Raw genomic sequence first — 25,940 nt, 5'->3', positions numbered from 1 at the left:
GAGGCGCCGTTGAGTCGTCGCGCGCCCCGGGCGTCCATCGATCCGGATGTTCGCAAGACCTGGCTGCGCCGGGCGCTGCCGCTGGTCAAGGCCCACAAGACCCTGCTCATCACCTCGCTGACGCTGTCGTTCGCGGGCCTGATCGTGCAGGTGCAGATCCCCAACCTCGTGCGGATCGGCATCGACGACGCGGTGGTCGACCGCTCCGGCGAGCTGACCACGTACGTCTGGTGGATCGTCGCCCTCGCCCTGGTCCAGGGCTTCATCAACTATCTGGCCCGGCTCTATCTGCTGCGCACCGCGTACGAGATGGAGTACGACCTGCGCAACATCGTCTACTCGCATCTGGTGCGGATGCCGTTCGGCTTCTACGACCGGGTGCAGACCGGCGAGCTGATGTCGCGCTCCGGCTCCGACATCCGCGCCGTGCAGATGTACCTCGCGTTCGGCCCCTCCATCCTCGTGCAGTGCCTGATCGCGGTCGTCGCCTTCGGGCTCATGCTCTCGATCAACGTTCCGCTGGCCATCGTCGCCATGGTGACCATGCCGATCATCGGCGTGCTCGGCGTCAGCATGCGCAAGGCGATCTTCCCCGTGTCGTGGCTGATCCAGGCGCGCCTGGCCCAGCTGGCCACGGTCGTGGACGAGAACATTCAGGGTGTACGCATCGTGAAGGCCTTCGCGGCCGAGGGGCGCCAGCTGCGGTCGCTCGCCGAGAGCGCCGACCGGATCCGCTGGGCCTACCGCCAGGACGCGCGGATCCGCAGCCGGTGGAACCCGATGCTGGACAACCTGCCCCGGCTCGGGCTCGCCCTGGTGCTGCTGGTCGGCGGCCTCATGGTGATCGACGGGCACACCACAGTGGGCACGATCGTCGCCTTCAACTCGTACATCCTGATGCTCCAGCCCCCGTTCCGGATGCTCGGCATGATGATCATGATGGGTCAGCGGGCCTCGGCGTCGGCGCGGCGCATCTACGAGATCCTCGATACGCCGTCGGACGTCGTGGACGGCCCCGACCCGGTCGTCGTGCCCTTGCGCGGCGATCTTGCGTTTGAAGACGTCGTCTTCGCGTACCCCAATGGGACCGTCGCTCTTGAAGGTCTGACCCTGCGCATCAGGCCGGGGGAGACCGTGGCGGTGGTCGGCGGGACCGGCAGCGGGAAGTCGACACTGGGGCGGCTGACCGCGCGGTTCTACGACGTGACGTCCGGGCGCGTGACCATCGACGGGCACGACGTGCGTGACTTGAGCCTCGCGTCATTGCGCGAGCAGGTGGGCATCGTGCCCGACGAGCCGTTCCTGTTCTCCCTCTCGATCCACGACAACATCGCGTACGGCAAACCGCACGCCTCCCGTGACGACGTCATCGCCGCCGCTGTGGCAGCCGGCGCCGACGAGTTCATCCGGAACCTACCGGAGGGGTACGACACTGTGGTCGGTGAGCGCGGCTACACGCTCTCCGGCGGACAGCGCCAGCGGGTCGCGATCGCCCGGGCGCTGCTGGTCAACCCGCCGATCCTGGTGCTGGACGACGCGACCAGCGCCATCGACGTGACGGTCGAGCAGATGATCCACTCGTCGCTGCGGGACAAGATGCGGGGCCGGACGACGTTGATCGTCGCGCACCGCCTCTCCACCATCAGCCTGGCCGAGCGCGTGGTCCTGATGGCCGACGGCCGCGTGATCGCCGACGGCACGCACGAGTCGCTCCTGGCCACCGAGCCCCGATACGCCGAAGTTCTAGCAGCGCAGGTGACGGCATGACCGACTGCACCGGAGCGAGCGCAGCGGGTGTAGGGCCAGGAGGGCACGCCCAAGGAGGCTCAGCATGAGCATGTTCGGTGGTGGCTTCGGCGGCTTCAACGTCGGAGGGCGCCCGTCGATGGGCGCGGCCGGCCGCAAGGGCAGCGGCCTGCCGTTCGCCGGCATCCCCGACGACCTGGCCGAGGGCGTGGCCAAGCTTGAGTCGCGCGAGCCCGAGCACGGCGACCCCGGCGTCCGCTACGACCCGAAACGCGACGACGGCGCCCGCATCTCGATCGGCCGGCTGCTGACCGGCCGCCCGGGCCTGCTGCTCGCCGCCTCCCTGGCCATCCTGGTCGAGACGCTGCTGTTGCAGGCCGGCCCGTACCTGGTGCAGGTCGGCATCGACCACGGCATCACCGACCGCGACGTCCGCGTGCTGATCATCGCGACCGCCTGTTTCGTCGCGGCCATCCTGCTCACCGGCGTGGCCACCGCGGTCCGCATGCGCAAGAGCGGCCTGCTCGCCGCGGCCGCCACCCGTGACCTGCGGATCCGCATCTTCGCCCACCTTCAGCGCATGTCGCTCGACTACTACACGCGGGAGAAGGCCGGCGTCACCCTGACCCGGATGACCTCCGACGTGGAGTCGTTGCAGAGCCTGCTCCAGGACGGCTTCGCCCAGTTCCTCATCCAGGGCCTGACCATGGTCGTGGTCACCGGCGTGCTGTTCCACTACAACGCCGAGCTGGCCATCATCACCTTGGTGCTGGTCGTGCCGCCGCTGACGATCGCCTCGCTGTGGTTCCGGCACGCGGCCGACCGCGGCTACAACCGCCAGCGCGACACGATCGCGGCGATGTTCGCCGACCTGGCCGAGTCGCTCAACGGCGTGCGCGTGGTCACCGCCCACAACCGCCAGGAGCGTAACGTCGTCGCCCACCGCGAGGTGGTCGGCTCGTACCGCGACGCCAACGACTGGACCGGCCGGATCAACGCCATCTACGGCCCCGGCACGTCGGTGATCGGCCTGATCGCGATGGCCGTGATGCTGCTGCTGGGCGGCCGGATGGTGCTGCGCGGCGAACTGACCGTGGGCGAGCTGACCGCGTTCGTCCTCTACATCAACTCGTTCTTCCAGCCGGTGCAGCAACTGGTCCAGCTCTACACCCAATATCAACAGGGCAAGGCGGCCATCGGCAAGATCCGCGGCCTGCTCTCGTCCGAGCCCTCGGTGGTCCCCGGCACGCGGGTTCTGCCGCCGGTCGAGGGCGAGATCGTCTTCGACGGCGTGACGTTCGGCTACCTGCCCGACCGCCCGGTCCTTCAGGGCGTCGACCTGCGCATCGCCCCCGGCGAGACCGTCGCCTGCGTCGGGCCGACCGGCGCCGGCAAGTCCACCCTGGCCAAACTGGTGACCCGCTTCTACGACCCTTCTTCAGGCAAAATCACGATTGATGGGTACGATCTCCGCGACGTCACCCTGGACTCGTTGCGCCGCCAGATCGGCGTCGTCCCGCAGGAGCCGTTCCTGTTCGCCGGCACGCTCCGCGACAACATCGCCTTCGCCGGCCCGTCCGCCACGGACGAGGAGGTCTGGGCCGCCGTGGACGCGGTGGGCCTGCGCGATCTGGTCGAGCGTTCCCCCGAGGGCTTGGACACCCCGCTGCACGAGCGGGGCCAGTCGGTCTCGTCGGGCGAACGCCAGCTCCTGGCCTTGGCCCGAGCGTTCCTGGCTTCCCCGCGCGTGGTGGTCCTCGACGAGGCCACCTCAAGCCTGGACCTGCGCTCCGAACTGCGGGTGGAGGCCGCCCTCGACGCGCTGCTGGAAGGCCGAACCGCCATCCTGGTCGCCCACCGTCTCTCCACAGCGATGCGCGCCGACCGCATCATCGTGGTCGACGACCACCGCATCATCGAGTCCGGCTCCCACACCGAACTGGTAGCCGCCGGCGGCGCCTACGCCGCGATGTTCGAGACCTGGGCGGCCCACTCCCACTAGATACCGGCTCCCTCCTTCGCGCCCTCGCTCCTTCGCGCCCTCGCTCCTTCGCGCCCTCGCTCCTTCGCGCCCTCCGTTCTCCGCGCCCTCCGTTCTCCGCGCCCTCCGTTCTCCGCGCCCTCCGTTCTCCGCGCCCTCCGTTCTCCGCGCCCTCCGTTCTCCGTGCGCTCCCTTCTCCGTGCGCTCCCTTCTCCGCGCCCTTCCTTCTTCGCTCGCTGGGAGGGTGCGGCGCACGAAGCGGCGATGTTCTCGCGTCGAACGGGCGCATTCGCGGTGAGTCTGGTAGGCAGGGATAGACCGTCAGCTCTGCCTACTTCGGAGGATCGATGCGGATCTTGCCGGTACTAGCTGCGCTTTCCCTGTCGGTGACGGCGCTCGCCGCGCCGTCACCGGCTCTGGCCGGCGCCCCCACTCTCGGGTTTGGAACCACCGGGCACGGCGGCGCACCCCCACTCGGACCTACAGCCACCGGTTACGGCGGTGCCGTCGCCACCGTCGACCCGACCGCGACCGCCGTCGGCCTCGACGTGCTGCGCCGCGGCGGCAACGCCGTCGACGCCGCCCTGGCCGCCGCCGCGACGCTCGGCGTGACCGAGCCGTTCTCGGCCGGCATCGGCGGTGGCGGCTTCTTCGTCTACTACGACGCCCACAAACGTTCTGTCTCCACCATCGACGGCCGCGAGTCCGGCCCGGCCACGATGAAGGAGACCCACTTCATCGACCCGGCCGACGGCCTGCCTTACGACTTCCCGGAGGCTCGGGTCTCGGGCCTTTCCGTCGGTACGCCCGGCACGCTCGCCACCTGGGACACGGCCGCCCGCAAGTGGGGCACCCGTTCGCTGGCCAGCCTTTTGCAGCCGGCCGCGAAGGTCGCCGACCGCGGCTTCACCGTCGACGCCACCTTCCGCCAGCAGGTGGCCGACAACGCCGCCGCCTTCGGCCAGTTCCCGTCGACCAGCGCCATCTACCTGCCCGGCGGCGCACCCCCGGCCGTCGGTTCCACGCTGCGCAACCCGGATCTGGCCGACACGTACCGCTTGATCGCCCGCAAGGGCATCGGCGTCCTCTACAACGGCCCGGTCGGCGCCGACATCGTCCGGACCGTGCAGAAACCGCCGGTGGCCACCACCCCGATCGGCACCTGGGCCTACCCGATCCGCCCCGGCACCCTGACCACCGCCGACCTGCGCAACTACCGGGTGCGTACGCCCGCACCGACCCGCTCCGACTTCCGCGGCCTGACCGTCTACGGCATGTCGACCCCGTCCAGCGGCGGCGTGGCGGTGAGCGAGGCCCTGAACATTCTCGAGAGCAAGAAGGTCACCCCGCAGAACGCCCTGCACTACTACCTGGAGGCGTCGGCCCTGTCGTTCGCCGACCGCAACCGCTACGTGGGCGCGTACACCTCCCCGGACGTCCTGAGGAAACTGGTCTCCGACAGGTGGGCCGCCCAGCGCGCCTGCCAGATCTCCCCGACCCGCGCCCTGACGAAGCCCGTCCCGCCCGGCGACATCACCGCTTCCGGCTGCACGCCGGCCACTGTGGGCGGCCCGACCGAGCAGGGCATGAGCACCACGAACCTGACGGTCGCCGACAAGTGGGGCAACGTCGTCGAGTACACGTTCACCATCGAGCAGACCGGCGGCAACGCCATGGTCGTCCCCGGCCGCGGCTTCCTGCTGAACAACGAGCTGACCGACTTCAACTTCACCAACACCCAGGCCCCCGCCGCCGACCCGAACCTGCCCGGCCCCAACAAGCGCCCGCGCAGCTCGATGTCCCCGACGATCGTCCTGAAGGACGGCAAGCCCTTCCTGGCCCTGGGCTCGCCCGGCGGCGCCACCATCATCACCACAGTCCTCCAGATCCTGGTCAACCGCCTGGTCCTGGGCCAGTCCCTCCCCGCTGCCATGGCCGCCCCGCGCGCGTCCCAGCGCAACTCGGCCGGCATCCAGGCCGAGCCCGCCTTCCACACCACGTACGGCCCGGCCCTGACAGCCCTGGGCCACACCTTCGGCCCCGACGTCCCCGAGCTGGGCGCCGCCACGGCCATCGAGCTGACCCCCCGAGGCAGCTTCATAGCCACAGCCGAACCCGCCCGCCGAGGCGGCGGCGCCGCCGCAGTGGTCCACCCCACCCGCTGACCCGCAACCACCGCCACCCAGCGCGCCGGGCCCAACCACTGCGGCTCGGCGCGCGGGGTCCAACCACTGCATCCCCAGCGCGCCGCGCCCAACCACTGCGGCTCGGCGCGCGGGGTCCAACCACTGCATCCCCAGCGCGCCGCGCCCAACCACTGCGGCTCGGCACGCGGAGTCCGACCACTGCGGCCCAGCGCGCCGGGCCCAGCCACTGCGGCCCAGCGCCGCTGAGCTCGAGGGGCATGGCCGCAAGACCGGGCATGCCCCTCGATGCTTGAGATCGACAACCGGTACTCTTCGCCGTCGTGCGCCCGCTTTTCGTGATCGCCGTCGCCGTCCTGGCCGGCTTCATCATCAGTCCTCTGCTGCGTGCCAACGCCGCCTGCACGCCGAGCCCCGCGGCCTCGGCGTCCACCGTGGTCCTGACAAAGTGGAACGACGAGCAGGTCGCCAACGCCCGCCTCATCGTCACGATCGGCAACGAGCGGCGCATCCCCGACCGGGGCGTGGTGATCGCGGTAGCCACCGCCCTCCAGGAGTCCAACCTGCGCAACCTGCGCGGCGGCGACCGGGACTCGATCGGACTGTTCCAGCAGCGCCCCAGTCAGGGCTGGGGCACCCCTGCACAGCTCTCCGATCCCGCCTACCAGACCCGCAAGTTCTACGACAAGCTGCTCACCATCGACGGCTGGCAGACGATGCGCCTCACCGAAGCCGCCCAGGCCGTCCAGATCTCAGCCTTCCCGAACGCCTACGCCAAGCACACCACCTCCGCCACTCGTCTCGTCGAGGCCCTGAGCACCCCGGCCCCCTGCGTGTCCGAGGGCTGAGCGCTCCGGCCCCGGGGTGTCCGAGGGCTGAGCGCCCGGCCCCGCGTGTTAGGCAGCCGAGCGCCCGGGCCCCGCGCGTTAGGCGGCCGAGCGCTCACCCGGCGCTTCAGGCGGCCGAGCTTCCGCCCCGCGCGTTGAAGGGCTGCTGCCGGTCGGCTGTCAGGTGTGAGTCCTGTCGTAGCGCTGAGCGCCCCGGACCGGGCTGCCGCACGCCTCGCAACGCGTGTGGACGGTCAGGCGCCGCTGAAGCCCGAGCGCCAGGAGCAACAGCCCGGCCCCGGCGACTGTGACGAGCACGGCCGTCGCGGCCAGCGAGGAGTAGGTCACGTTCCACTCGCCGTAGAGGTTGCCGGTCAGTGTGCGCGTCAGCTCCTGAAGCGTGATCAGGCCGATCGGGCCCAGCAGGATCAGCAGCGCCCAGCCGCCGCGGCCGTGCCCGGTCACCCCGAGGCCCACCGCGATCGCGATCGCCACGGCCAGCAGGATCAGCCCGGTCGCTGTCATCGTGTAGGTGCCCGACTCGCCGAGGTAGCCGATGGCGTAGTCGAACCCGGGCCGGCTGATCGCGGCCGCCGCCGCTCCGGCCGCGAGGGGCAGCAGCCGCTCGATCAGGGAGAGGCGACCGGTGCCGAGGGCCAGGAACCCCAGCGCGAACTGCGGCAGCAGCACGTAGAGCGGCGGCCGGTACACCCCGGTGACGGCGGAGAGCGGCACCACGGCCACCGTCGCCAGCAACGCGACACCGATCGCCGCCCGCGACCACTGTGGGCGCACCGAGAACAGGAAGGCGGCCAGGAGCCACACCGCCCACACGATCGCTCCGAGCGAGGAGAACGGGCCGAACCGAGGGATCTCCCACGTGATGTCCGGCGGCAGGGGAGCCGACTCGACGACCGCCCAGATCGCGGCGAGCGCTGTCGCCGTCGCCATGGCGAGCAGCCCGGCGAGGCGCAGGCCGGGGCGCAGCTCGGTGACCTCGGTGGCCCGCAGATGCTGTCGCGCCCCGCCCGTGGCCAGGTCGGCCACGTCGCGCGGTGATGGTCGTCGTTTGCCGGGCGGCGCGAGCTCGAGATAGGTGCCGACGATCTCGGCCTCTCGCTCGTGCCGGTAGCCGGCGGGGTAGAAGAGCCGGACCAGGAGCTGATAGCGGTGTTCGAGGGTGCTCATGCCCATCCTTCGTTGAGCCGGGGGATCTTGCGCAGGCGTTCGGTGGCCGCCTCGACGTTGCGGCGCATGCGTTCGGTCTCTTCCACAAGGGTCTGGCCGCCCTGTTCCGACAGCCGGTAATACCGGCGCAGCCGGCTGTCGACCACCTCCTCGTGGTCGACCTCGACCAGGCCGGCGTCGACGAGCCGGTCGAGCGCGCCGTACAGCGTGCCCGGCCGCAGCGTCACCCGCCCGTCGGACAGGCGGCTCACCTCGGTGATGAGGCCATAGCCGTGCAGAGGCTCGCCGGCGAGGGCGGTCAGGATCAGGAAGGTCGGTTCCCGCAGCGGTGTTTCCACGTCCCGTAATATATCGGCTGCGAGGGTATAGTGGAAGCCGGCGAGCGAATGACCCAGCTGAACGGGGGTACAAGCCATGCATGAGCGACGAGAGGACCGCAGGCGGCGCCAGCACCGATCAACACGTCACGGGTGTGGAGGAGACCGGCGAGTTCACCACCGACAAGGCGCCGACCGACGCCACCCCGGCCGACGGCAGCACGAACGCCGGTATCAACGAGACCAAGGCGAACGCGGAGGAGGAGCCGCCCGATTAGGAGCGGGCGACGAGCGGCAGCCGCACCAGCACCGTCGACCCCGGCCCGTCGTGGTCGACCAGTTCGATGCTGCCGTGGTGCTTGCTGACCACCGCGCGGCTCAGCGTCAGCCCCAGGCCCGTGCCCGGGATGGCTTTGTCGCGGGTGCGCGCCGTCCGGTAAAGCCCGGTGAACATCTTGTCCCGTTCGTCGTCCGACACGCCCAGGCCGGCGTCCGAGACGGCCAGCTCGGCCGCGTGCCCGGTCGCCCGCAGGGTCACCCCGATGTGGCCGCCGTCCGGGCTGTACTTGACCGCGTTGCCGAGCAGGTTGTCCACCACCTGCCGCAGCCGCTTGCGGTCGCCGGGCAGCATCAGCTGGTCCGGCAGCTCGTCCTCGATCACCAGCGGGGCGCCGTCGACCGCGGCCCGCGCCTTGGCCACCGAGTCGCGCACCACCTCGGCCAGGTCCATCGGCATCAGCTGCACGTCGGCGTGCCCGGTGTCGAGAGCGTTCAGCTCCATCAGCTCGTTGATGATGTCGCGCAGCGAGTTCGTGTTGCGCTCGATCACTTCCAGCAGGCGCGGTCCGTCCGTGACCAGCGACTTCTCGTCCGCCTCGCGCAGCAGCTCTGTGTAGGCGCTGATCGACGTCAAGGGTGTGCGCAGCTCGTGGCCGACGAGCGCCAGGTACTCGTTCTTCGTACGGATGAGTTGTCGTTGAAGGTCCTCGACAAGCCTTTTCTCCACGAACTGGCCGATGTGCGCGGCGATCCCCGACATCAGGGCCAGCAGCTCGTCCTCCGGATCCTCGACCGTGTCGGCGAAGACGGTGAGCACGCCCAGCGTCTCAAATCCCTCCCGCACCGGGATTGCCAGCGCTGTGTGCAGCCGCGACGTCATCGCCGTCTCCTCCGAGATCAAGCTCTGCGGCTGCCCCACGTCGCGGATCCACAGCGGCTTGCCGACCTGCCACGACCGCCCGGCCAGGCCGGTGCCATAAGGAAGGTCGACCGGCGTCTCGATGTCCTCCTGCCAGCCCGGGGCGCTCCACCGGGCCGCCGAGCGCACCACCGCGGCCGCCTTGTCGACGAGCCAGAGCTCGGCGTGCACCCAGTCGAGCGTGCTCACCACCGACTCGAGCACCCGCGGGCCGGCCGCCTCGATGCTGGGCGCCTCGGCGAGCGCGGTGATCACCGCCAGCTCGCACGTGCGGAACCGTTCCACCCGGCGCCGCCGGGTCACGTCCTGCACGGCCTGGACAGCGCCGACAGTGTTCCCGTCCGGGCCGACGATCGGGTGCGCGTCGACCAGATAGTGCCGCGAGCGCCCGTGCTGCCCGTGCAGCACCACCTCGGCGTCGGCCACGTGGTTGCCGCGCAGCGCCCGGAAAAGGCCCAGGTCGGCCCGCCGGATCGGCTTGCCGTCGGCGTCGGTGAGCTGGTCGAGCGTCTCGTCGGAGAGCCCACTCTCGCCCCACAGCTTGCGCATCCGCTCGTTGACGAAAACGATCCGCCCCTCGTCGTCGCACGCGGTCACCCCGTCGTGGAGGCTGTCCAGCACGGCGTCGAGAAACCGGCGCTGCCGGTCGATCTCGTAACGGTTGAGCTGCTCGGTGATCAGCAGGGTGCTGACCTGCGCGGCCTCGGCCACCGAGGCGATGTCCGCGGCCGACCACTGCCTCGGCTTTTCGTCGACCGCGCAGCAGATGCCGAGCACGGCACCGGTCTGGTCGCGGATCGGATGACCCAGGTAGGCCCCGTTCGACTCCAGGCTGTCCGCCGGCACGCGATCGTCGGCCCGCACGTCGTCGATCACCAGCGGGGCGTCGCCGCTGACCACGAGACCGGCCAGGGAGTCCTCGAGGGGCGTGTCGGCGACGTCCTCCCACGGGATCTTGAGCCCGTAACCCCCGTACAGCCGAAGCTTGCCGCCCTGCACGAAATGGATGAGCCCGACCGGAGCGTGCGCGGCCCGTGCCACCAGCGCCGCCAGTTGATCGGCGGCCCCACTGGTCAGCACGCCACGATGCAACTCGCCCACCTGCTGCATGAGCCCCTCGGGCCGCCACGGCAGTCCACCCCCGGCCCCGGCGGTCGGCTCAGTCGCCGTCTCTCCGCCGCTCAGGCCAGGGTCGTCTCGCCGCATCGCCTACCTTCCGGCCCGCCTCCGTTCCCTTCACCCTATAAGGTGCCAATAGCCAAAAAGACCCAATTCCGGTTGTACGAGGTCAGCGCGCACCCGTCATGCGCGGCGGCGGTAACGCAGGTCCGCGATGGGCCGTCCCGCCTGCGTGCCCCGGCGCTCGAACTTGGTCTCCGGCCGGTCACCGCGGTCGGTGTCGAGCCGTTCCAGCCCCGGGTCCGCGTCGAGCGTCTCGGCCATCGCCTCGGCGTAATGCGGCCAGTCGGTCGCGCAGTGCAGCACCCCGCCCGGGCGGAGTCGTTCGCGCAGCAGGGCCACGTTGTCAGGCCGTACGAGACGCCGTTTGTGATGCCTTGCCTTGGGCCACGGATCCGGGAAGAAGATGTGGACGGCGGCGAGAGACCCTGGTGCGAGCCGGTGGACGAGCTCCATGGCGTCGCCCCGGGCCACCCGCAGATTGGTCAGGCCGAGCTCGCCGGCCAGCGCGAGCAGGTTCCCGATGCCCGGCGTGTGCACCTCGATGCCCAGATAGCCGCGCTCGGGGTCGGCCGCCGCCATGGCCGCCATGGTGTCGCCCATGCCGAAGCCGATCTCCAGCACCACCGGCGCGTCCCGCCCGAAGAGCTCGGGCAGGTCCAGCGGCGTGCGGTCGCCGTCCTCGACGGTCAGCCCGATGCTCGGCCACAGCTCGGCGTGGGCGTCGGCGTGCCGCGCGCTCATGCGGCCGCGGCGCGGATGAAAGGTCCGGATGGGTGGATGTTCCTGCACCACACCAGTTTTTCAGGCGCTGACGTCGATCCGGCGAGCGGCCGTCGTCTGGGCGAGATAGGCCAGGGCCTTGTCCATGTACGGCGCCACCGGATTGGGGCCGCCCGTCCGCTCGTACCGCCGGTTGAGGTCCTTGACGTAGAGCGCCGACGCCTCCTGACCCGGCGCGAGCCGCCCCGCCGCCCGCTCGGCCGCGATGATCGCCGCGAAGGCCGTCGGGTGGTCCTTGGCCGGGTCGAAACCCGGCCCCACCCGCTGCCCCGTCACCTGGAAGATCAGCTCCCGGTCGGCTCCGGTCAGCGCGTCGAAGTCGCTGCGCGGTGCCGCGGGCTTCTCCGCCCGGGCGGCGCGGTGCACAGGAGTGACCGGGGGGTGCGGGGTGCGTGCGGTGCCGAGACCGGAGACGCTCATGAAACTCCTCCATCAGAAAGCCGCGGCCGGTCGCAACCTCGTCGCGATCGGTCGACACCCTCATCGGCAACCTCCGCCGACCTGCTTAGCCCCACCGGCCCCGGAGCGCGGGCCGTCAGGGGCTCAGCGCGCCGGCCGCACCGTTCGCAGCAAGCTCGCGGCAGCGGTGGCTCAGCGCACCGGCTGCACGCTCGGCTGCGACCCCGAGCGGAACGGCTTGCGCGTCCCGTCGCTCAGGCCGACCACCATCACCCACGAGCCGCCCGCGTTCTGCCCGGTCGCCACGGCACGGGCCTTGTCGACGTACGCCATCTCGCGGTCACCGGCGCCACCGACGGTCCGCTTGGCCCGCGTGGTGGTGTCGTATTCGACGAGGTGCACCGGCTCGTTCTGCGCCTGCGTCTCACCCTCCTGGTAGGCGGTCCAGGCCAGCTTCTTGCCGTCCTGCCGCCAGCTGGGCACGACCGCGAACCCCCGGTTCTGCAGCGACCCGCCCCCGTACGCCGCCACGGTCTGCTCCCCGCCGGTGGCCACGGTCCCCACACTCAGGCAGGCGTCGTAGACCGACTCGCAGCTCCCACCCCGAAACGCCACCTGCTTGCCGTCCGGCGACCAGGCCACCGCGTCATCCGCGGCCAGCCGCTCACTGAGCGACCCGGCCCGGGACGTCACCGGCGCCGGCTCCGCCGGCAGGTCCTCCCCGCGACAGTCCCGCGGGAACAAGACCTCGGGCTGCGCCTTGGCTTTAACCGCAATCCGGTAAACCCCGGGCCCACCCGAGCAGGACAGCGACGAGAACGCGATCCACTTCCCGTCCGGCGACCACGAGGGCCCCGCCGCCGGCCGGGTGGTCAGCCGCCGCTGCCCACTCCCGTCCGCGCGCATGACCCAGAGCAGCCCACCCTTGAGATAGGCGATCTGCTTCCCGTCCGGCGCCCACCGGGGCCGAGCTTGATCGCCCCCGCTGGTGAGCCGCTTCTCCGACCCACCCTTGCTGACGTAGATGTCCCCGCCCCGCACGTAGGCCACCAGGCTCGGCAGGCTCATAGTGCCGGCAGCCGACGCGCCAGCCGTCGCCGCTACCTCGTTCGCGCGCGCCACCGCCGGTTGCACCAGCGTGCCCGCCGCAACGCCCGCCATCGCCAGGCCCACTACTCGACCGAATGCTCCCATGACGAACGCCCCCCGACGCACCTCTGCCGCGCTGTACACCGAGAGCATCGTCGCAACCGTTCTGCACCTAAGACATTCCTCAACGGAAACCCCGAAAAATCCCCCGGACGGCAGCGATCGGGGGTAGCGGCACGCCCGCCACGAGAATCGCCACAGCCGCGAACGACGGCATGCACGAGATCGACGATGCGGAGCGGCGCCGCAGCCGTCGGAAAGGGGGCGCCGCGCTGACCCGACCACAACGGCGCCCGCGCGGCCCAGCGAGAGCCGGCGCTGTCCACCGCGGTTCGGTGCGGCGCAGCACGGTTCGGCGCGCAGGGGTGCTGGGCCCGGCAACGGACCGGCGCATGGCAGCGGCGCCGCGATCCTCAGGCCCACCACGTAGGAGAAGCCGACGCGGCCCAGCGCGGGCAGCGGGCGGGACGGCGCGGCGCGGTGCGGCGGCCGCGCGGGGCGGTGCGGCGGCGGCGCGGGGCGGTGCGGCGGCGCGGGGCGGTGCGGCGGCGCGGTTCGGTGCGGCGGCGGCGCGGGGCGGTGCGGCGGCGGCGCGGGGCGGTGCGGCGGCGGCGCGATGTGGTGGCGGGCGGCGGCGCGGGGCGGTGCGGCGGCGGCGCGGTGCGGCAGCGGGTGAGTGGCCAGGTGGGGCGGCGGGAGGCCCGGTGGTGGCGCGGGGGCAGCGGAAGGCCCAGTGGTGATGTGGTGCGGGGTGTGGTGGGTGGCTGGGTGGGTGGGGCGCGGCCGCCCCGGAGGACTTGGGCGGTCGGGAGTGGGGCGGCCGCGGGACGGTGGGTGGGTGGGTCAGGCTGGGGCGCCCCACATGGTGGTGAAGGCGGCGGCCTCGCCGGAGAGCCACGCCTCGATGTCGTTGGGCTTGGCGGAAGGGTCCATGCGGTGGGTGGTGCCGCGGCGGAGGTCGACCAGGACCGGCTCGGCGTTGGGGAGGATCTGGTCCATGTGGCGGGCCATCAAGTGCAGCGTGGCCGTCACGGCCTCGGGGGTGGGCGGGTCCTCGTCGAAGTGGAGGCGGACCGCCTCGCGGCGGCCGTCTTCGTAGCGGAGGCCGAAGTGAGGGTTGATTTTCACGGCCAGGGGGCCGACGGTGGCCAGGGCGTCGCGGGTCTGTGCCAGGCCGACCTGCTCGGGGTCGCCCAGTGACGTCAGGTAGGTCTTGGCGCCGGCGCTGACCGACTCGTACAGCGGCTTCCAGCGCTCCTTGACCAGATCGACCACGCCGGACAGGTAGCTGCCGCCGGTGCGGAAGGCGATGTCGGCCTTGAGCGCCTTGACGAGCTGGCCGTGCGGGTTGAAGCCGGAACGGCGCTCGCGTGCGCGCCGCAGACCGCCGACGAAGGTGGCCTTGGCCGGGCCGGTGCGAGTCACATAACGGGTGAAACCGAGCATGGTCGCATACGGCGGGATGACGGGCACGGGGTTGGTCGAGGGAACGCTCAGCACGGACGAGTTCACGTCGATCTCCTAAACTCGAGCACCCGAAACAGGCTGAAGATCAGCAGGTCAGAGGGCCTCTTTCGTACATACATTCTAATCGACGGGTACGACATTCCCAAGCCCGGGCGCGGGCACAATGGTCGATATGTCGGTGGATGCCGTGAAGAACTTCGGTGACGAGCTGCGACGCCTCGGGCTGGCCACCGATCTGATGGTCGCGGGCTCCCTGGCGACCGGCGACTACGTGCCGCACGTCAGCGATCTCGACCTCGTGGCACTGGTTGCCGGGAGCCCGCAAAGACCACAAATCACCCGGCTCCACCGGCGGGTCGACCGCGAGGAGCGGTTGAATCTCGGCTGTGTCTATGTGGACGTCACGACCGTCGGCGACGTCGGAAAAACGCACCCGACCTGGACCCACGGTCGCCTGGTCGACCGGATCCTGTCCGGAGTGACCCGGGCCGAGCTGGCCCGCCACGGCTACGCGGTCTTCGGCCGGGAACCGCTCGAGGTCTTTCCCGCGGTCACCGCCGATGACATCCGGGACGCCGCGCGGGCCGAGCTCACCGGATATTGGGCCTGGGCGGCGCGCCGGCCCTGGCTGTGGCTCGATCCGGAACTCGCCGATCTCGGGCTGACCTCGATGGCCCGGGCCCGGCACGCGCTGGAGCGCGGGGAACTGCTGACCAAGAGCCGGGCCATCGGCGAGGCGCGCGCCCCGCACTGGCTGCGTGAGCAGCTACGCGCGCGACGGCAGGGCCGCCGGATCGCCTCGCCGCGGGTGCGAACGGGGTGGATCGCGTGGCGCGACGCCAGGCGTACGGTCGCTCAATGGCCCTGATCCGTGTTGATTTCGCCTCTGAAGCCCTGGAGCTGGACACCTCGATGACCGTCGTGCTGCCCGAGGAAGGGGTGGCGCCGCCGCCGCTGCTCTACCTGCTGCACGGGCTCACCGATGACGACACCGCCTGGACGCGGTTCACCTCGATCGAGCGGTACGCGACCGCGCACGGGCTCGCCGTTGTCATGCCGCAGGTTCATCGCAGTTTCTACGCCGACGAGGCGTACGGGATGAAGTTCTGGACCTTCCTCAGCGACGAGCTCCCGCGGCTCGTGCACCGGTTCTTCAAGGTCACCGATCAACCGCGGGAGACGTACGTCGCCGGGTTGTCCATGGGTGGCTACGGCGCCCTCAAGTGGGCGTTGCGACAGCCCGAACGGTTCGCGGCCGCGGCCAGCCTTTCCGGGGCGCTCGACCTGGCCTACCTGCAGGAGAACGACGACCGGCCGCACATTCGCGCCCTGATGAGCCGGGTCTTCGCCGGCCGCGGGACCGATGGGACCGACGACGACCTGTTCCACCTGATCCGCGGGGCGCGCGCGGAAGAGCTGCCGCGGCTGATGCTGCGCTGCGGCACCGAGGACCATCTGGCCAAGCTCAACGAGCGCTTCGTCGGGGCGTGTGCCGACGCGGGAGTGACGCTGGACTCAGCGTTCACTCCCGGCGATCACGATTGGGCCTACTGGGACCGGGAGATTCAGGAGGTCCTGAGCTTTTTCATGAATCGTCGCGGCCCTGCTCGGCCAGGAAGCGCTCCAGTTCCGCCCCCAGCTCCTCGGCCGTAGGCAGCGGACGATCCGTGTCGGCGAGCAGGTTGGTCTCGCGGCCGCGCAGGAAGGCGTCGTACTGCGCCTCGAGCGAGGCCACCAGGCGGGTCGCCTGCTCGTCGTCGGCGATCTGCTTGTCGACGTCGTCGCGGACGGCCCGGGCCGCCTCGCGCAGGTCGCCGGTCGGCAGGGCCAGGCCGGTGCCCGAGGAGAGCGAGTCGAGCAGCAGCTCGGCCGCCGCCGGATATGTCGTCTGGGCCAGGTAGTGCGGGACGTGGGCCGCGTAGCCCATCGCGCTGTGGCCGGCCTCGCCGAGCCGGAACTCGAGCAGGCCGCCGACGCTGCCGGGCACCTGCACCCGCTGCAGCCACGGCTCGCGGTCGCCGAGCAGCGACTTGTCGGTGGCGTGGGCGGTGACGCTGCCGGGGCGGGTGTGCGGCACGGCCATCGGAATCGCGTTCAGCCCCACTGTCACCCGGACGCCGAAGCGCTCGGTCAGCGCGATCACCGCGGTGATGAACCGCTCCCACTGCAGGTCGGGCTCGGGCCCGGTGAGCAGGAGGAACTCGGTGCCCAACTGGTCGCGTACGAGATGAAGGGCCAAGGTCGGCTCCTCATAGCTCTCCCAGTGGTCCTCAACGAAGATCATCGGAGGGCGACGAGAGCGGTAGTCGAGGAGCTGGTCGACGTCGAAGGTCGCGATCACGCGGCTCTCGAGGCTGTCGAGCAGACTTTCCCGGGCCAGCTGGATCGCGCTGCCCGCGTCGACGAACCCGGTGAGCGCCTGAACGAGGACCGGCTCGTCGAGCTCGGGCAGGTCGTCGGCCAGCTCGTAGAGCTCGTGTGGGTCGAGCACGTCGAACGCCTCCTGTTGTGGACCAAAGCGGGGTACCCGGTGCGAACAAGCCTGCCCCGGCTTTCATTCCGCGCGACCGGCATGTGCCCGTCGACACATGAAAAACGTACCGAATCGGTGATGTGCCCCTGACCTTCGGGCAGAGAAGATCTCGGACAAGGCACAACTGAAGATCCGCTCTCGCGTGCACGTGCATCCGCACGGCACAATGGCACAGGAACGTTCCCTTCCCCCCTCGGAGCGATCTGTGACCGAAGCCCCGCAACGTCCCGTACTCGCCGAAACCGCCGAACCCCCCGGCTCCCTCTGGTCGCGCATGAAGGCCGACCCGCAGTACGCGCCGGAGCACCTCGCCCTCGAAGCCGTCCGCCGCCTCGGGCCCGAGGCCGCCGAGTGGACGCGCCTGACCCGCGCCGACCACCCCGAGCTGACCCCCGACCAGCTCGCCGACCTGGCGATCAAGAGGTTCACCACCCTCGCCCGCATCTCCGGGGCCGCCGCGGGCGCCACCGGTCTGCCCGGCGCGGTCCTCGACGTCGGCGTCCTCGCCTGGAATCAGGCTCGCATGGTGCTGCATGTGGCCGCCGCCTACGACCACGATCCGACAGCCCCCGAACGCGCCACCGACCTGCTGGTCCTCCAGCGCGTGCACAAGGCCGCGCAGACCGCCCGCCTGGCCCTGGGCGTCGCGGCCGGCCGTGAGCGGGCCAGCCGTCTGCTCGGCGAGGCGACCGCCCGTCCGCTCAGCGGCGCGATGGTCCGGCTCGGCGTCAAGCTGGCGGGCATGGCCGGCGTGCAGAGCGCCAAGAAGATCTTCGCCAAGATGATTCCGGGCGCGGCCGTGGTGCTGGGCACGTGGGCCAACTCGGCGGCGACGAAGAATTTGGCCGTACGCACCCGCGAGCTCTACCGACGCGACTAAGAAGACGCCGTCCCCGGCCGAACGGAACCCCTGACGGGAACCGAACGGACGGAGGCTGCGAGTGCGTCGTCGTTGGCTGGGCACGGTGGGACTGGGCACGCTGGCGCTGATGCCGTTGCTGGCCGCATGCGGCGGCGGCGACAGCACGTCGACCGCGCAGCCCACTCCGGGCACGACCTTCGTCCGCGTGGCCAACGGCAGCGCGACACCGTCCCCGGTGGTGACCGGCGCCAAGTCGACCGCGACCCCGTTCCCCACCGGCTTCCTGCCGCTGCCGAGCACGACGCCGACGCCCACCCCCAAGGGCTCGTTCTCGTGCCCGCCGAACAAGCAGAACCCGATCAACGGCGCCACCGCGGTCGCGGGAGCGACGTCGGCCACGGTCACCTGGTACAACCCGGGCGGCGACAACCTGGTCGACTACCGGGTGACGGCGATCAGCCACGACGCCATGCTCGGCGAGCAGCGCGACATCGGCTGGACGGTCGTCACGCCGGGCCCCGCCTGCGAGATGATGAGCGCCACGGTCACCGGCCTCGACCGCTCGACCCGCTACGAGTTCTCGGTCGACGCGGTCACGACCCGCCTGGGCAGCGACGGCACGATCGCCAAGACGGTGGCCCGCTCCGAGGTGGTCAGCACAACCGCGTGAGAGGGGCGTAACCGCGCGCCCGAGCCCGCCCGATGTCCAGCACCAGACCATCAGTGACTTGATCGATTGAGTACGGGGTGAGCACCGGCTCGCGCCGCAACGAGCTCACGGCGGCGACAAGCCGGGCGGCCCCGGCGGGCACATGCCGCACGGGCACCCCGAGCACGGCCCGGACGGCGGCGTCCCGCCGGTAGACGACGTCGTCGGCGATGTTGTAGGCACCGGCCTCCCAGCGGTGGGCGGCCAGGCAGGCGCCGGCCAGGTTGCCGACAGCGGTCAGGCTCAGCGGAACATCGGGCCCGGGCAGCCAGGCGAAGCCACCACGGACGGTCTTCCGCAGGCGGGGCAGCAGATGAGGATCGCCGTCCCCGTAGACGGCGCGGGGCCTCAGCACGACCTTCCCGGCCGCGAGGGCGAGGCGTTCGCCGGCGGCTTTGGTACGCCCGTAGGCGGTCCGCTGCCGGTCGGTGGGCCGGTCCTCGGTGACCGGGCCGTCGTAGGGCCCCGGCCGGTAGACGCTGGCGCTGCTGACCCACACCACGGGCCGGTCACCGGCGGCGGCGAGAAGCCGTTCGGTCCCTTCGACATTCACACCGTGAAAATCCCCGCGCCGAGAGTCTCCGACGGCGGCGGCCAGGTGCAGCACGACGTCGATATCGGAAAAGTCGGGAAGGCTCTGGGTGGCATCCCAGGGGATGTGCCGGCCGACCGGCCCCGGCCGCCGCCCGTAGCAGCTCACCGCATGCCCTTCCGCCGCCGCGAGCCGAGCCACGGCCGAACCGCAGAACCCGCTGGCCCCCGTCACCGCGACCCTCATCCGAGGCCACCTGCACGGTCCGCATCGCCGACATGCCGCTCGCGCGTGTGTGCGCAGCCGGCATCGCCCGAATGCGCATCGCTCCGGCCTGCGCCAAGTTCATCGCTTGCATGCGCTCCGCGCGCTGCGCTCTCATCGCCGGACAGCGCCTCCGATCCAGCCGGGTGAGGCGATACGGGTGCGGGCCGCTCATCGCTTGCATGTGTTTTGAGCAGAGGGTGGTGAGATCGGTGCGCTTGGGGCATGGGTCGATGGGGTTGGCCGGTCGGGTGGAGGGGCTGGCTTCCGTGCGCGTCGGGCCTGCGCTGCTGAGGAAGCCGGGATGCGTCGGCGGAGGGGCTGAGGGTTGCTCGGATGGTCAAGGAACGCCAACCCGGCAGGGCGGATCGGCGGTCGGCCCGGGACCGGACGACGGTGGGGCGGTAGGGGGCCAGGGCGGCCAGGACGTCCTCCATCTGGGTGCGGGCGAGGCGGGCGCCGGGGCAGGCGTGCGGGCCGGCGCCGAAGACCAACTGGGAGATGTGCGCCGGCGCCGGGTCGGCCGGGCAAGGGTCGCTGCGGTGGGCGCCGGCCGCGTGGCGGGCGATCAGCAGCATGCGGTCGCCGGGGCGTACCGGGCAGCCGCCGACCTCGGCCCCGGCCGCCGCCACCCGCGGCAGCAGGGGAGTGGGCGCGGTGACCCGCAACAGTTCGTCGGCCAGTGCCGCCGACGAGGCGTGCTCCCAGAGTCCGGCGTCGCACGCCCACGCCACCGCCCGCGGAATGGCCGCCACGGTGGTGTTGATCGCTGCGACGGCCAGCATCGCCGCGAGCGCCACGTCGTCCCGGTCGGTTGCCGCAGTCCGCGGTGCGCCCGCAACGCCCCGGCTGGTCTTGCCGCGTGGGCAGGCCTCATGCCGTCGGCCGGCTTCGTCGAGGTCGAGCGCGGCGGACTGTCGGGTGACTCGGTCGAGGTCGAGCGCGGAGAACTGTTCTTTCGGACTGAGCAGGTTGAGCAGTTCGGTGGCGGCTCTCTCGGCTGATTGTTCGGCCCTTTTGGGGGCTAGGCCGGGCAGGTGGGCGCGGGCCGCGGCGGCGGCTGCCTTCCGGGCGGCCGCGGCCAGGGCCATCGGGTCGACGTCGATCTTCAGGAGGGCCGCGGCGGTGGCGCCGGCGATTTCGGCGGTCAGGGGGACCAGGTCGAGGTCTTTCCCGGTAGCCAGCTCCGGCAGGCGTTCGGCCAGCAGGGTGGTCCAGATCGGGCGGAGGCGGGCCACGCCGGCGGCGCCCAGCAGGCCGGCGGTGTCGCGGCGGGTGTCGCGGTGCTCCTCGCCCTGCTGGTCGAATAGCGCGCCTCGGCCCGCCAGCGAGCCCGCGGCGCCACCGGTCGTGCCTTCGGCCGTGCGGTCCAGGGGGACTTTGGTCAGGGCCTTGCGGTACGCCTCCCGGTCGTGCACCAGCACGTTGCCGCCGAGCCGCAGCGCCGGGCGATGGCGGGTGGCGGCCAGCAGCGCGAACAGGATCGGATGGCCGGCCAGGTAGACCCGCCGATCACGGCTGCGGGCGCTCACCGGCGGGCCGCCAGCAGGGCGGTGGCCCGGCGGTCGGGTTTGCGGGAGCGGCCGGCCAACGGAATCTCGGCGAAGACGAGCCGGTCGGGGCGGGCCGAGCCCATGCGGGCCAGCGGGTCGCGCAGGGCGGCCCGCACCGAGCGCTGGTCGGCTCCGGCCGAGGTCTGCACCACGGCCACCACCTGTTCGTCGCCGTCGCCGGCCGGGACCCCGACCAGCAGGGCCAGTTCCACGCCGGCGATGTGCAGGGACGGCTCGTACAGGCCGGGATAGATGTTCTCGGCCCTGCGCAGGATCATGTCCTTCGCCCGGCCGCCCAGGACGATCGAGTGATCGTCCAGCACCCGGCCCATGTCGCCGGTCGCCACCCACGCGAAGGGGTCCTCGCCCAGGTAGCGGTCGGCCGCGGTCGGGCCGGCGAGGAACAGCGCACCGTCGTCGCCGACGCGGGCGGTGACTCCGGGGAGCAACGGGCCGACCAGGTCGCCGTCGCCGGTGAAGGACGCCTTGGCCGATTCCTCGACCGCGGCGGCCGGGAAGACCTCGGTCAGCGCGTAGACGCCCCACGCCTCCGAGGCGCCCGAGCGGCGTACGGCCGAAAGCAGTGAGGCGCTGACGGGTGCCGAGCCGCTGTAGACGCGCCCGGTGAAGCGAGCGCCCGCGGCCAGCCCCGCACGGACCTGCGGCGGGGTCAGATAGGTGGCCTGCGGGTTCAGCTCCCGGACCTGGCGGGCCAGGGCGCGCCGCGACGGGAAGGCCACCGGGGCGCCGCCGGCCAGCGAGGGCACCAGCACGAAGAACGTGCCGCCCAGCACCGGGGCGCCGGGCACCGGGCGGACCAGGTCGCGGACGGCCGTCATGCCGGCCGAGATCGAGCGGCGGGTGTGCACCACGGCTCTCGGGCGGCTCGTCGTGCCCGAGGTGAAGACGATCACGGCGTCGCCCTCACCCTCGTACGGCTGGGGGAGACGGCCCGGAAGGGGGCGCAGCGCCGGCGGCGAACCGGGAAGCCGGCGGCCGACGGTTCTCACCGGCGCTATCGCGCCGAGCTCGGGCAGGGCGAGGTGGGCGCGCCGGGCCAGGCGGGCGGCCCATCCGGCCACGGCCTGGGCGGCGGCGTCGGCCAGCACCAGCTTGGGCGCGGCGAGGGCCAGGCGGGCCCGCAGGACGTCCGGGCCGGCGGTCGGGTCCAGCACGGCGATGCGAAGACCGAGGTGGTACGCGGCCAGCAGTATCGCCAAGGAGCGCGGCCCCGGCCGTACGGCCAAGGCAATGGTGTCGCCCGGGGTGAGATGAGCCAGGGCCACGGCGTAACCGCGGACGAGCCCGGCCAGCTCACCTCGGGTCGCGCCGGGCAGCGCGGGCCGGTCGTCGCCCTCGCGCAGGGATTCGATCAGTTCGGCGAGCATCGGCGAGGGCTCCGGGCGTCGGGAAGACGGAGGTGAGGCGGGGAAGGCGAGCATCGGCGAGGGCTTCGGGGATCGCGGAGGGAAAACATAGGGGAGGCGGGCATCAGCGCGGATCCGCCGTTCGGAGGCCGCTTCCGCGGTCCAGGTACCACTTGGCGGTGCCCACGACGCCGTACGCCCGAATTCGTCGTGTGGAATTGGCGACGACCATCTCGCGGCTGTGGGTGATGGCGTGGGTGGTGCGCCGGACGCGGTTGAGGAAGGTGCGGTCGGTGGGGGAGGGGCGGCGCGGCATGCCGCCGCACGCCTCGTAGAGCTCGGCCGTGATGGCCATGTTGTTGCCGGCGTGCATGCGGTACGGGGCCTTGAACTCCGGTTTGCGGTGTGCCGGCCTGATGCGGCCGAAGAAGGCGGCCAGGACGACCAGCAGGCGGAAGAAGGCGCGGCCGGCGGGGCCGTGCTCGTCCGCCCGAGCGGTGATCTTGCCGCAGGCCATGCCGTTGCTCGTGGTCAGCGCCTTGCGGGCGGCGGCGACCCAGCCGGGTGCGGGAAGGCAGTCGGCATCGGTGCGGGCCAGGTGGACGGCGCCGGACGCGATGGCGTGCCGAAATCCGGTGTCGACCGCACAGCCGACGCCCTTGTCGGTCTCGATCAGCAGCTGGACCGGGAACGGCGCCTCGAAGGAGCGGACCACCGATGCCGTGCCGTCGCTGGAGTTGTTGTCCACGACCAGCAGGGTGAAGTCGATGTCGGTCTGTGCCGCCAAAGCGTCCAGTGTCGCCTTTATCCGGCTTTCTTCGTTGTACGCGGGCACGACCACCCAGAGAGCGGCGCTCACGAGACCTCCCACACCATGGTCATGAGGCTGACGCCGCCGCCGAGGCCGACCAGCAGCACGCGGTCGCCCGGGTTGAGATCCGGATATGTGCGGGCGAGTTGCACACCCAGCGTGGCCGAAGCCATGTTGCCGAGCTCGTCGACCGTGACCACGAGCTTGTCCTGGGGAACACCGGTGACCTCCACGAAGCGCGACAGGTAAGGCAGCGTCACCTGGTGCACCAGCACCTTCGCATATGAGTCCCAAGAATGATCGAGACGGTTCATCACTCGGGAGATCAGGCCCGGGCCGATCTCCTCGAACACCGCCCGCAGGCGGCGGCCGTCGCCGGAGAAGTACGTGTGCTCGTCGCCGCGCGGATGCCGCGACCCGCCCCCGAAGATGCCGCCGACCGTCCAGTGCTCGGAGTGGGTCTCCGCGTCCACGTCCAGAATCCCGCCGGTAGCCACCGGCTCGACCAGCACGGCCGCTCCCGCGTCGCCGAACGTATATCCGGCCAGGGCCGTACGAGCCTGGGAAAAGCTGGTCAGAGAGGGGCGCATGGCCCGGGTCGGCGTCTCCCCGGTGACGACCAGCGCGTTCCGGGCCCGGCCGGCCAGGATCATCGAGCGGGCCAGGTCGATGCCGTTGAGGAAGCTGTTGCAGGCGTTCGTCACGTCCAGCGCGTGCGCCCGGCTGCCCAGCGCGGCCTGCACCACGTGCGCGGTCGCCGGCTCGGCCATGTCGCGGGTGGCGCTGGCGAACAGCAGCAGGTCGATGTCGAGCGGATCGCGGCCGGTGTCGGCCAGCACCTTGGTCGCGGCGTCGACGGCCAGATCCGACGCGTACTCGTCGTCGGCCGCCACCCGGCGCCGGGTGATCCCGGTCGCCTGTTCGAACATCCGCGGCGGCAGCTTCGGTGCGACCCGCCGCTGCAGCTCCGCGGTGGTGACCTCGCGGGCCGGCAGGGCGTACGCGATCCCGGTTATTCCCACATTCATGGGCGACAGCCTGCCGTACGAACGTGATCGGGTCGTGAGCACGAGTACTTATAAGCTTCCCGCCATGGAGAGCATCGTCGACGTGGTCGTGTTGGTGGCGATCTCGGTGGTCGGCGCCGCTCTGGCCCGCCGCCTGGGGTTCGTCGCGCCCCTCGTGCTGTTGGTGGCCGGTCTCGCGCTGTCGTACCTGCCGGGTTTCCCCGAGGCCCATCTCGAGCCCGAACTGGTGCTGATCGGCATCCTGCCGCCGCTGCTCTACGTGGCCGCGCTGGAGACCTCGGTGCCCGCGTTCCGCCGGGCCCTGCGCCCCATTCTGCTGCTGGCCGTCGGACTGGTGCTGGTCACCGCGTTCGTCGTCGGCACCGCCGTTCACCTGCTACTTCCCGAGATTCCGTACGCCGCCTGCGTCGCTCTCGGCGCGGTCGTGGCCCCGCCCGACGCCGTGTCCGCCACGGCCATCGCGCGCCGGGTCGGCCTGCCGCGCCGGGTGGTCACGATCCTCGAGGGCGAGAGCCTGCTCAACGACGCGACCGCCCTGGTGATGGTCCGCATCTCGGTCGGCGCGCTGGCCGGGGCCGCGGTGGGCTTCTGGCCGATCGCCGGCGAGGTGGCGCTCAAGGCCGGCGGCGGTCTGGTCATCGGTTTCGTGGCCGCGTTCCTGGCGGCCAAGCTCCACCGCAAGATCGAGGACTCGCTGCTGGACGACGCCGTGTCGTTGCTCACGCCGTTCGTCGTGGTGATCATCGCCGAGGAGGTGCACAGCTCCAGCGTCGTGGCGGTGGTGATCGCCGGGCTCTATCTGGGCCACCGCCGCCCGTACCTGCTGTCGGCGACCTCGCGCCTGCAGATGGACGCCATCTGGCGGATGATCAACTTCCTGCTCGAGGGCGTGGTCTTCCTCATGGTCGGCCTCCAGCTGCGCAGCATCGGCGAGAGCATCGAGACGCCCGTGGGCACGACCATCCAGGTGAGCATGGCCGTGGTGCTGGCGGTGATCCTGATGCGGTTCGTGTGGATGTACCCGGCGACCTATCTGGCCCGGCTGCTGCCGAAGGTCCGCAACCGCGAGGAACGGCCGCCGGCTTCGGTGCCGACCGTCATCTCGTGGGCGGGCATGCGGGGCGTGGTGACGCTGGCCGCGGCACAGACGCTGCCGGTGCCGGGCGAGAACGGGGTGCCCGACTATCCGCGCGACCTGTTCATCTTCGTCGCGTTCGTGGTGATCGTGGTCACGCTGCTGTTGCAGGGCACGACCCTGCCGTGGCTGGCCCGGGTGCTGAAGGTCCGCGAGGACACCACCACCGAGGACGCCCTGGCCGAGGCCGGGGTGCAGCATCAAGCGAGCCGGGCCGCGCTCGAAGCACTGGAGAAACACGCCGACGGCGCGCCCGCCTCGGTCGTCGACCGGCTGCGCGCTCTGGTCGACAGCCGCTCCAACAACGCGTGGGAGCGGCTGGGCAATCAGCAGCAGGAGACGCCGTCGGCGGCGTACGGTCGGCTGCGGCGCGAGATGATCAGTGCGGAGCGGCGCGTCTTCAAGGTGGCCCGCAACGAGGGCCGCATCCCCGAAGAGGTGCTGACCCGCGCCCAGCGCGATCTCGACCTGGAAGAGTCCCAGCTGCTACGGAGTGAAGATTGACCTGCCTGCATCTCAAGGAGTCCGGCGATCCGGCGCCTCAGTCGGCGTACGAGGACGGCTGCCCCGAGTGCGTGGCCGCCGGCCATCACGACTGGGTCCACCTGCGCGTGTGTCTCACGTGCGGCAAGGTGGCCTGCTGCGACTCGTCGCCGCGGCGGCACATGTCCGCCCACCATCAGGAGTCCGGCCACCCGGTGATGCGCTCGTTCGAGCCGGGTGAGAATTGGAAGTGGTGCTTCGACGACGAGCTTCTAGGCTACTGAC

At 71.4% G+C, this 25,940-nt stretch carries 24 protein-coding genes; 11 read left to right on the top strand and 13 right to left on the bottom strand.

Features of this window, described 5'->3' with window-relative positions; all coding sequences use genetic code 11:
* The first annotated feature begins 9 nt into the window (after window positions 1-9).
* From CRP55_RS35225 to CRP55_RS35210, 4 genes are all read left to right on the top strand, one after another.
* Window positions 10-1,767 carry an ABC transporter ATP-binding protein gene (locus tag CRP55_RS35225; protein WP_097326110.1) on the top strand — a complete coding sequence of 586 codons (1,758 nt, stop codon included), beginning with the start codon at window positions 10-12 and terminating at the stop codon, window positions 1,765-1,767.
* A 64-nt stretch (window positions 1,768-1,831) separates the two neighbouring features.
* Window positions 1,832-3,748: an ABC transporter ATP-binding protein gene (locus CRP55_RS35220; protein WP_097326037.1), complete on the top strand. Its 1,917-nt coding sequence runs from the start codon at window positions 1,832-1,834 to the stop codon at window positions 3,746-3,748.
* Between the two features lie 326 nt (window positions 3,749-4,074).
* Window positions 4,075-5,892 (top strand): gamma-glutamyltransferase family protein, encoded by a 1,818-nt coding sequence (locus CRP55_RS35215; protein ID WP_097326035.1) that lies wholly within the window; start codon window positions 4,075-4,077, stop codon window positions 5,890-5,892.
* Window positions 5,893-6,194: 302 nt separating this feature from the next.
* Window positions 6,195-6,719 (top strand): peptidase M23, encoded by a 525-nt coding sequence (locus CRP55_RS35210; RefSeq protein WP_097326033.1) that lies wholly within the window; start codon window positions 6,195-6,197, stop codon window positions 6,717-6,719.
* Between the two features lie 159 nt (window positions 6,720-6,878).
* Here CRP55_RS35210 and CRP55_RS35205 read toward each other — a convergent pair whose 3' ends face one another.
* Window positions 6,879-7,886: a hypothetical protein gene (locus tag CRP55_RS35205; protein ID WP_143235118.1), complete on the bottom strand. Its 1,008-nt coding sequence runs from the start codon at window positions 7,884-7,886 to the stop codon at window positions 6,879-6,881.
* A complete protein-coding gene (locus tag CRP55_RS35200; protein ID WP_097326029.1) occupies window positions 7,883-8,224 on the bottom strand; it encodes a PadR family transcriptional regulator in 342 nt (113 codons plus the stop codon). The genes CRP55_RS35205 and CRP55_RS35200 overlap by 4 nt, the downstream gene beginning before the upstream one ends.
* Before the next feature lie 80 nt (window positions 8,225-8,304).
* Here CRP55_RS35200 and CRP55_RS53430 point away from each other — a divergent pair, with 80 nt between their 5' ends.
* Entirely contained in the window at window positions 8,305-8,481 is a 177-nt protein-coding gene (locus tag CRP55_RS53430; protein ID WP_179855459.1) for a hypothetical protein, read from the top strand.
* On the opposite strand, the gene CRP55_RS35195 is transcribed toward CRP55_RS53430, so the two are convergent.
* The 5 genes from CRP55_RS35195 to CRP55_RS35170 form a co-directional block, all read right to left on the bottom strand.
* Complete coding sequence (locus tag CRP55_RS35195) at window positions 8,478-10,607, bottom strand: ATP-binding protein (RefSeq protein WP_097326027.1); 2,130 nt, start codon at window positions 10,605-10,607, stop codon at window positions 8,478-8,480. The two genes, CRP55_RS53430 and CRP55_RS35195, sit on opposite strands and share 4 nt — an antisense overlap.
* 96 nt (window positions 10,608-10,703) lie before the next feature.
* Window positions 10,704-11,324 (bottom strand): tRNA (guanosine(46)-N7)-methyltransferase TrmB, encoded by a 621-nt coding sequence (gene trmB, locus CRP55_RS35190; protein WP_218854779.1) that lies wholly within the window; start codon window positions 11,322-11,324, stop codon window positions 10,704-10,706.
* Between the two features lie 60 nt (window positions 11,325-11,384).
* Window positions 11,385-11,783: a hypothetical protein gene (locus CRP55_RS35185; protein ID WP_097326023.1), complete on the bottom strand. Its 399-nt coding sequence runs from the start codon at window positions 11,781-11,783 to the stop codon at window positions 11,385-11,387.
* Window positions 11,784-11,954: 171 nt separating this feature from the next.
* The gene (locus CRP55_RS35180) at window positions 11,955-12,830 is read right to left on the bottom strand and encodes a TolB family protein (protein ID WP_218854778.1); all 876 of its coding nucleotides are present in this window, start codon (window positions 12,828-12,830) and stop codon (window positions 11,955-11,957) included.
* A 924-nt stretch (window positions 12,831-13,754) separates the two neighbouring features.
* Window positions 13,755-14,357 (bottom strand): hypothetical protein, encoded by a 603-nt coding sequence (locus CRP55_RS35170; RefSeq protein WP_179855461.1) that lies wholly within the window; start codon window positions 14,355-14,357, stop codon window positions 13,755-13,757.
* Between the two features lie 193 nt (window positions 14,358-14,550).
* On the opposite strand from CRP55_RS35170, the gene CRP55_RS35165 reads away from it, so the two are divergent.
* Complete coding sequence (locus CRP55_RS35165; protein WP_245923576.1) at window positions 14,551-15,246, top strand: nucleotidyltransferase domain-containing protein; 696 nt, start codon at window positions 14,551-14,553, stop codon at window positions 15,244-15,246.
* Complete coding sequence (locus CRP55_RS35160) at window positions 15,237-16,031, top strand: alpha/beta hydrolase (protein ID WP_097326019.1); 795 nt, start codon at window positions 15,237-15,239, stop codon at window positions 16,029-16,031. Before CRP55_RS35165 ends, CRP55_RS35160 begins: the two co-directional genes overlap by 10 nt.
* On the opposite strand, the gene CRP55_RS35155 is transcribed toward CRP55_RS35160, so the two are convergent.
* Window positions 15,964-16,869, bottom strand: coding sequence for a proteasome assembly chaperone family protein (locus tag CRP55_RS35155; protein ID WP_097326017.1), 906 nt, complete (start codon window positions 16,867-16,869; stop codon window positions 15,964-15,966). The two genes, CRP55_RS35160 and CRP55_RS35155, sit on opposite strands and share 68 nt — an antisense overlap.
* A 208-nt stretch (window positions 16,870-17,077) precedes the next feature.
* On the opposite strand from CRP55_RS35155, the gene CRP55_RS35150 reads away from it, so the two are divergent.
* Both CRP55_RS35150 and CRP55_RS35145 read left to right on the top strand, forming a co-directional pair.
* Window positions 17,078-17,791 carry an EcsC family protein gene (locus tag CRP55_RS35150; RefSeq protein WP_097326015.1) on the top strand — a complete coding sequence of 238 codons (714 nt, stop codon included), beginning with the start codon at window positions 17,078-17,080 and terminating at the stop codon, window positions 17,789-17,791.
* A gap of 61 nt (window positions 17,792-17,852) precedes the next feature.
* Window positions 17,853-18,443: a fibronectin type III domain-containing protein gene (locus CRP55_RS35145; protein WP_143235116.1), complete on the top strand. Its 591-nt coding sequence runs from the start codon at window positions 17,853-17,855 to the stop codon at window positions 18,441-18,443.
* Here the strand turns inward: CRP55_RS35145 and CRP55_RS35140 are convergent.
* The 5 genes from CRP55_RS35140 to CRP55_RS35120 all read right to left on the bottom strand — a co-directional run bounded on the left by CRP55_RS35140 (window position 18,427) and on the right by CRP55_RS35120 (window position 24,037).
* Window positions 18,427-19,260 carry an NAD-dependent epimerase/dehydratase family protein gene (locus tag CRP55_RS35140; RefSeq protein WP_097326010.1) on the bottom strand — a complete coding sequence of 278 codons (834 nt, stop codon included), beginning with the start codon at window positions 19,258-19,260 and terminating at the stop codon, window positions 18,427-18,429. The two genes, CRP55_RS35145 and CRP55_RS35140, sit on opposite strands and share 17 nt — an antisense overlap.
* Window positions 19,257-20,810 carry a cytochrome P450 gene (locus CRP55_RS35135; protein WP_179855458.1) on the bottom strand — a complete coding sequence of 518 codons (1,554 nt, stop codon included), beginning with the start codon at window positions 20,808-20,810 and terminating at the stop codon, window positions 19,257-19,259. Before CRP55_RS35135 ends, CRP55_RS35140 begins: the two co-directional genes overlap by 4 nt.
* Entirely contained in the window at window positions 20,807-22,219 is a 1,413-nt protein-coding gene (locus CRP55_RS35130) for an AMP-binding protein (RefSeq protein ID WP_097326008.1), read from the bottom strand. Before CRP55_RS35130 ends, CRP55_RS35135 begins: the two co-directional genes overlap by 4 nt.
* Window positions 22,220-22,322: 103 nt before the next feature.
* Entirely contained in the window at window positions 22,323-23,057 is a 735-nt protein-coding gene (locus tag CRP55_RS35125; protein ID WP_097326006.1) for a glycosyltransferase family A protein, read from the bottom strand.
* Window positions 23,054-24,037 (bottom strand): 3-oxoacyl-ACP synthase III family protein, encoded by a 984-nt coding sequence (locus tag CRP55_RS35120; protein ID WP_097326105.1) that lies wholly within the window; start codon window positions 24,035-24,037, stop codon window positions 23,054-23,056. The genes CRP55_RS35125 and CRP55_RS35120 overlap by 4 nt, the downstream gene beginning before the upstream one ends.
* Window positions 24,038-24,101: 64 nt before the next feature.
* On the opposite strand from CRP55_RS35120, the gene CRP55_RS35115 reads away from it, so the two are divergent.
* Window positions 24,102-25,676, top strand: coding sequence for a Na+/H+ antiporter (locus CRP55_RS35115; RefSeq protein ID WP_097326004.1), 1,575 nt, complete (start codon window positions 24,102-24,104; stop codon window positions 25,674-25,676).
* Window positions 25,673-25,939, top strand: coding sequence for a UBP-type zinc finger domain-containing protein (locus CRP55_RS35110; RefSeq protein ID WP_097326002.1), 267 nt, complete (start codon window positions 25,673-25,675; stop codon window positions 25,937-25,939). The genes CRP55_RS35115 and CRP55_RS35110 overlap by 4 nt, the downstream gene beginning before the upstream one ends.
* The last annotated feature ends 1 nt before the right edge of the window (window position 25,940 follow it).

The sequence above is a fragment of the Paractinoplanes atraurantiacus genome (assembly GCF_900215205.1).
Lineage (GTDB): Bacteria > Actinomycetota > Actinomycetes > Mycobacteriales > Micromonosporaceae > Actinoplanes > Actinoplanes atraurantiacus.
The sequence above is the reverse complement of the archived record's forward strand: the minus strand, read 5'-3'. Positions and strand labels throughout refer to the sequence as shown.

What these genes read in the sequence shown, in the direction of transcription:
- trmB (WP_218854779.1), bottom strand. Translation starts at nt 11,324, where the DNA reads ATGAGCGCGCGGCACGCCGACGCCCACGCCGAGCTGTGGCCGAGCATC.
- CRP55_RS35220 (WP_097326037.1), top strand. Translation starts at nt 1,832, where the DNA reads ATGAGCATGTTCGGTGGTGGCTTCGGCGGCTTCAACGTCGGAGGGCGC.
- CRP55_RS35195 (WP_097326027.1), bottom strand. Translation starts at nt 10,607, where the DNA reads ATGCGGCGAGACGACCCTGGCCTGAGCGGCGGAGAGACGGCGACTGAG.
- CRP55_RS35115 (WP_097326004.1), top strand. Translation starts at nt 24,102, where the DNA reads ATGGAGAGCATCGTCGACGTGGTCGTGTTGGTGGCGATCTCGGTGGTC.
- CRP55_RS35170 (WP_179855461.1), bottom strand. Translation starts at nt 14,357, where the DNA reads ATGCTCGGTTTCACCCGTTATGTGACTCGCACCGGCCCGGCCAAGGCC.
- CRP55_RS35150 (WP_097326015.1), top strand. Translation starts at nt 17,078, where the DNA reads ATGGCACAGGAACGTTCCCTTCCCCCCTCGGAGCGATCTGTGACCGAA.
- CRP55_RS53430 (WP_179855459.1), top strand. Translation starts at nt 8,305, where the DNA reads ATGAGCGACGAGAGGACCGCAGGCGGCGCCAGCACCGATCAACACGTC.
- CRP55_RS35130 (WP_097326008.1), bottom strand. Translation starts at nt 22,219, where the DNA reads ATGCTCGCCGAACTGATCGAATCCCTGCGCGAGGGCGACGACCGGCCC.
- CRP55_RS35215 (WP_097326035.1), top strand. Translation starts at nt 4,075, where the DNA reads ATGCGGATCTTGCCGGTACTAGCTGCGCTTTCCCTGTCGGTGACGGCG.
- CRP55_RS35185 (WP_097326023.1), bottom strand. Translation starts at nt 11,783, where the DNA reads ATGAGCGTCTCCGGTCTCGGCACCGCACGCACCCCGCACCCCCCGGTC.
- CRP55_RS35120 (WP_097326105.1), bottom strand. Translation starts at nt 24,037, where the DNA reads ATGAATGTGGGAATAACCGGGATCGCGTACGCCCTGCCGGCCCGCGAG.
- CRP55_RS35140 (WP_097326010.1), bottom strand. Translation starts at nt 19,260, where the DNA reads ATGAGGGTCGCGGTGACGGGGGCCAGCGGGTTCTGCGGTTCGGCCGTG.
- CRP55_RS35205 (WP_143235118.1), bottom strand. Translation starts at nt 7,886, where the DNA reads ATGAGCACCCTCGAACACCGCTATCAGCTCCTGGTCCGGCTCTTCTAC.
- CRP55_RS35160 (WP_097326019.1), top strand. Translation starts at nt 15,237, where the DNA reads ATGGCCCTGATCCGTGTTGATTTCGCCTCTGAAGCCCTGGAGCTGGAC.
- CRP55_RS35180 (WP_218854778.1), bottom strand. Translation starts at nt 12,830, where the DNA reads ATGAGCCTGCCGAGCCTGGTGGCCTACGTGCGGGGCGGGGACATCTAC.
- CRP55_RS35165 (WP_245923576.1), top strand. Translation starts at nt 14,551, where the DNA reads ATGTCGGTGGATGCCGTGAAGAACTTCGGTGACGAGCTGCGACGCCTC.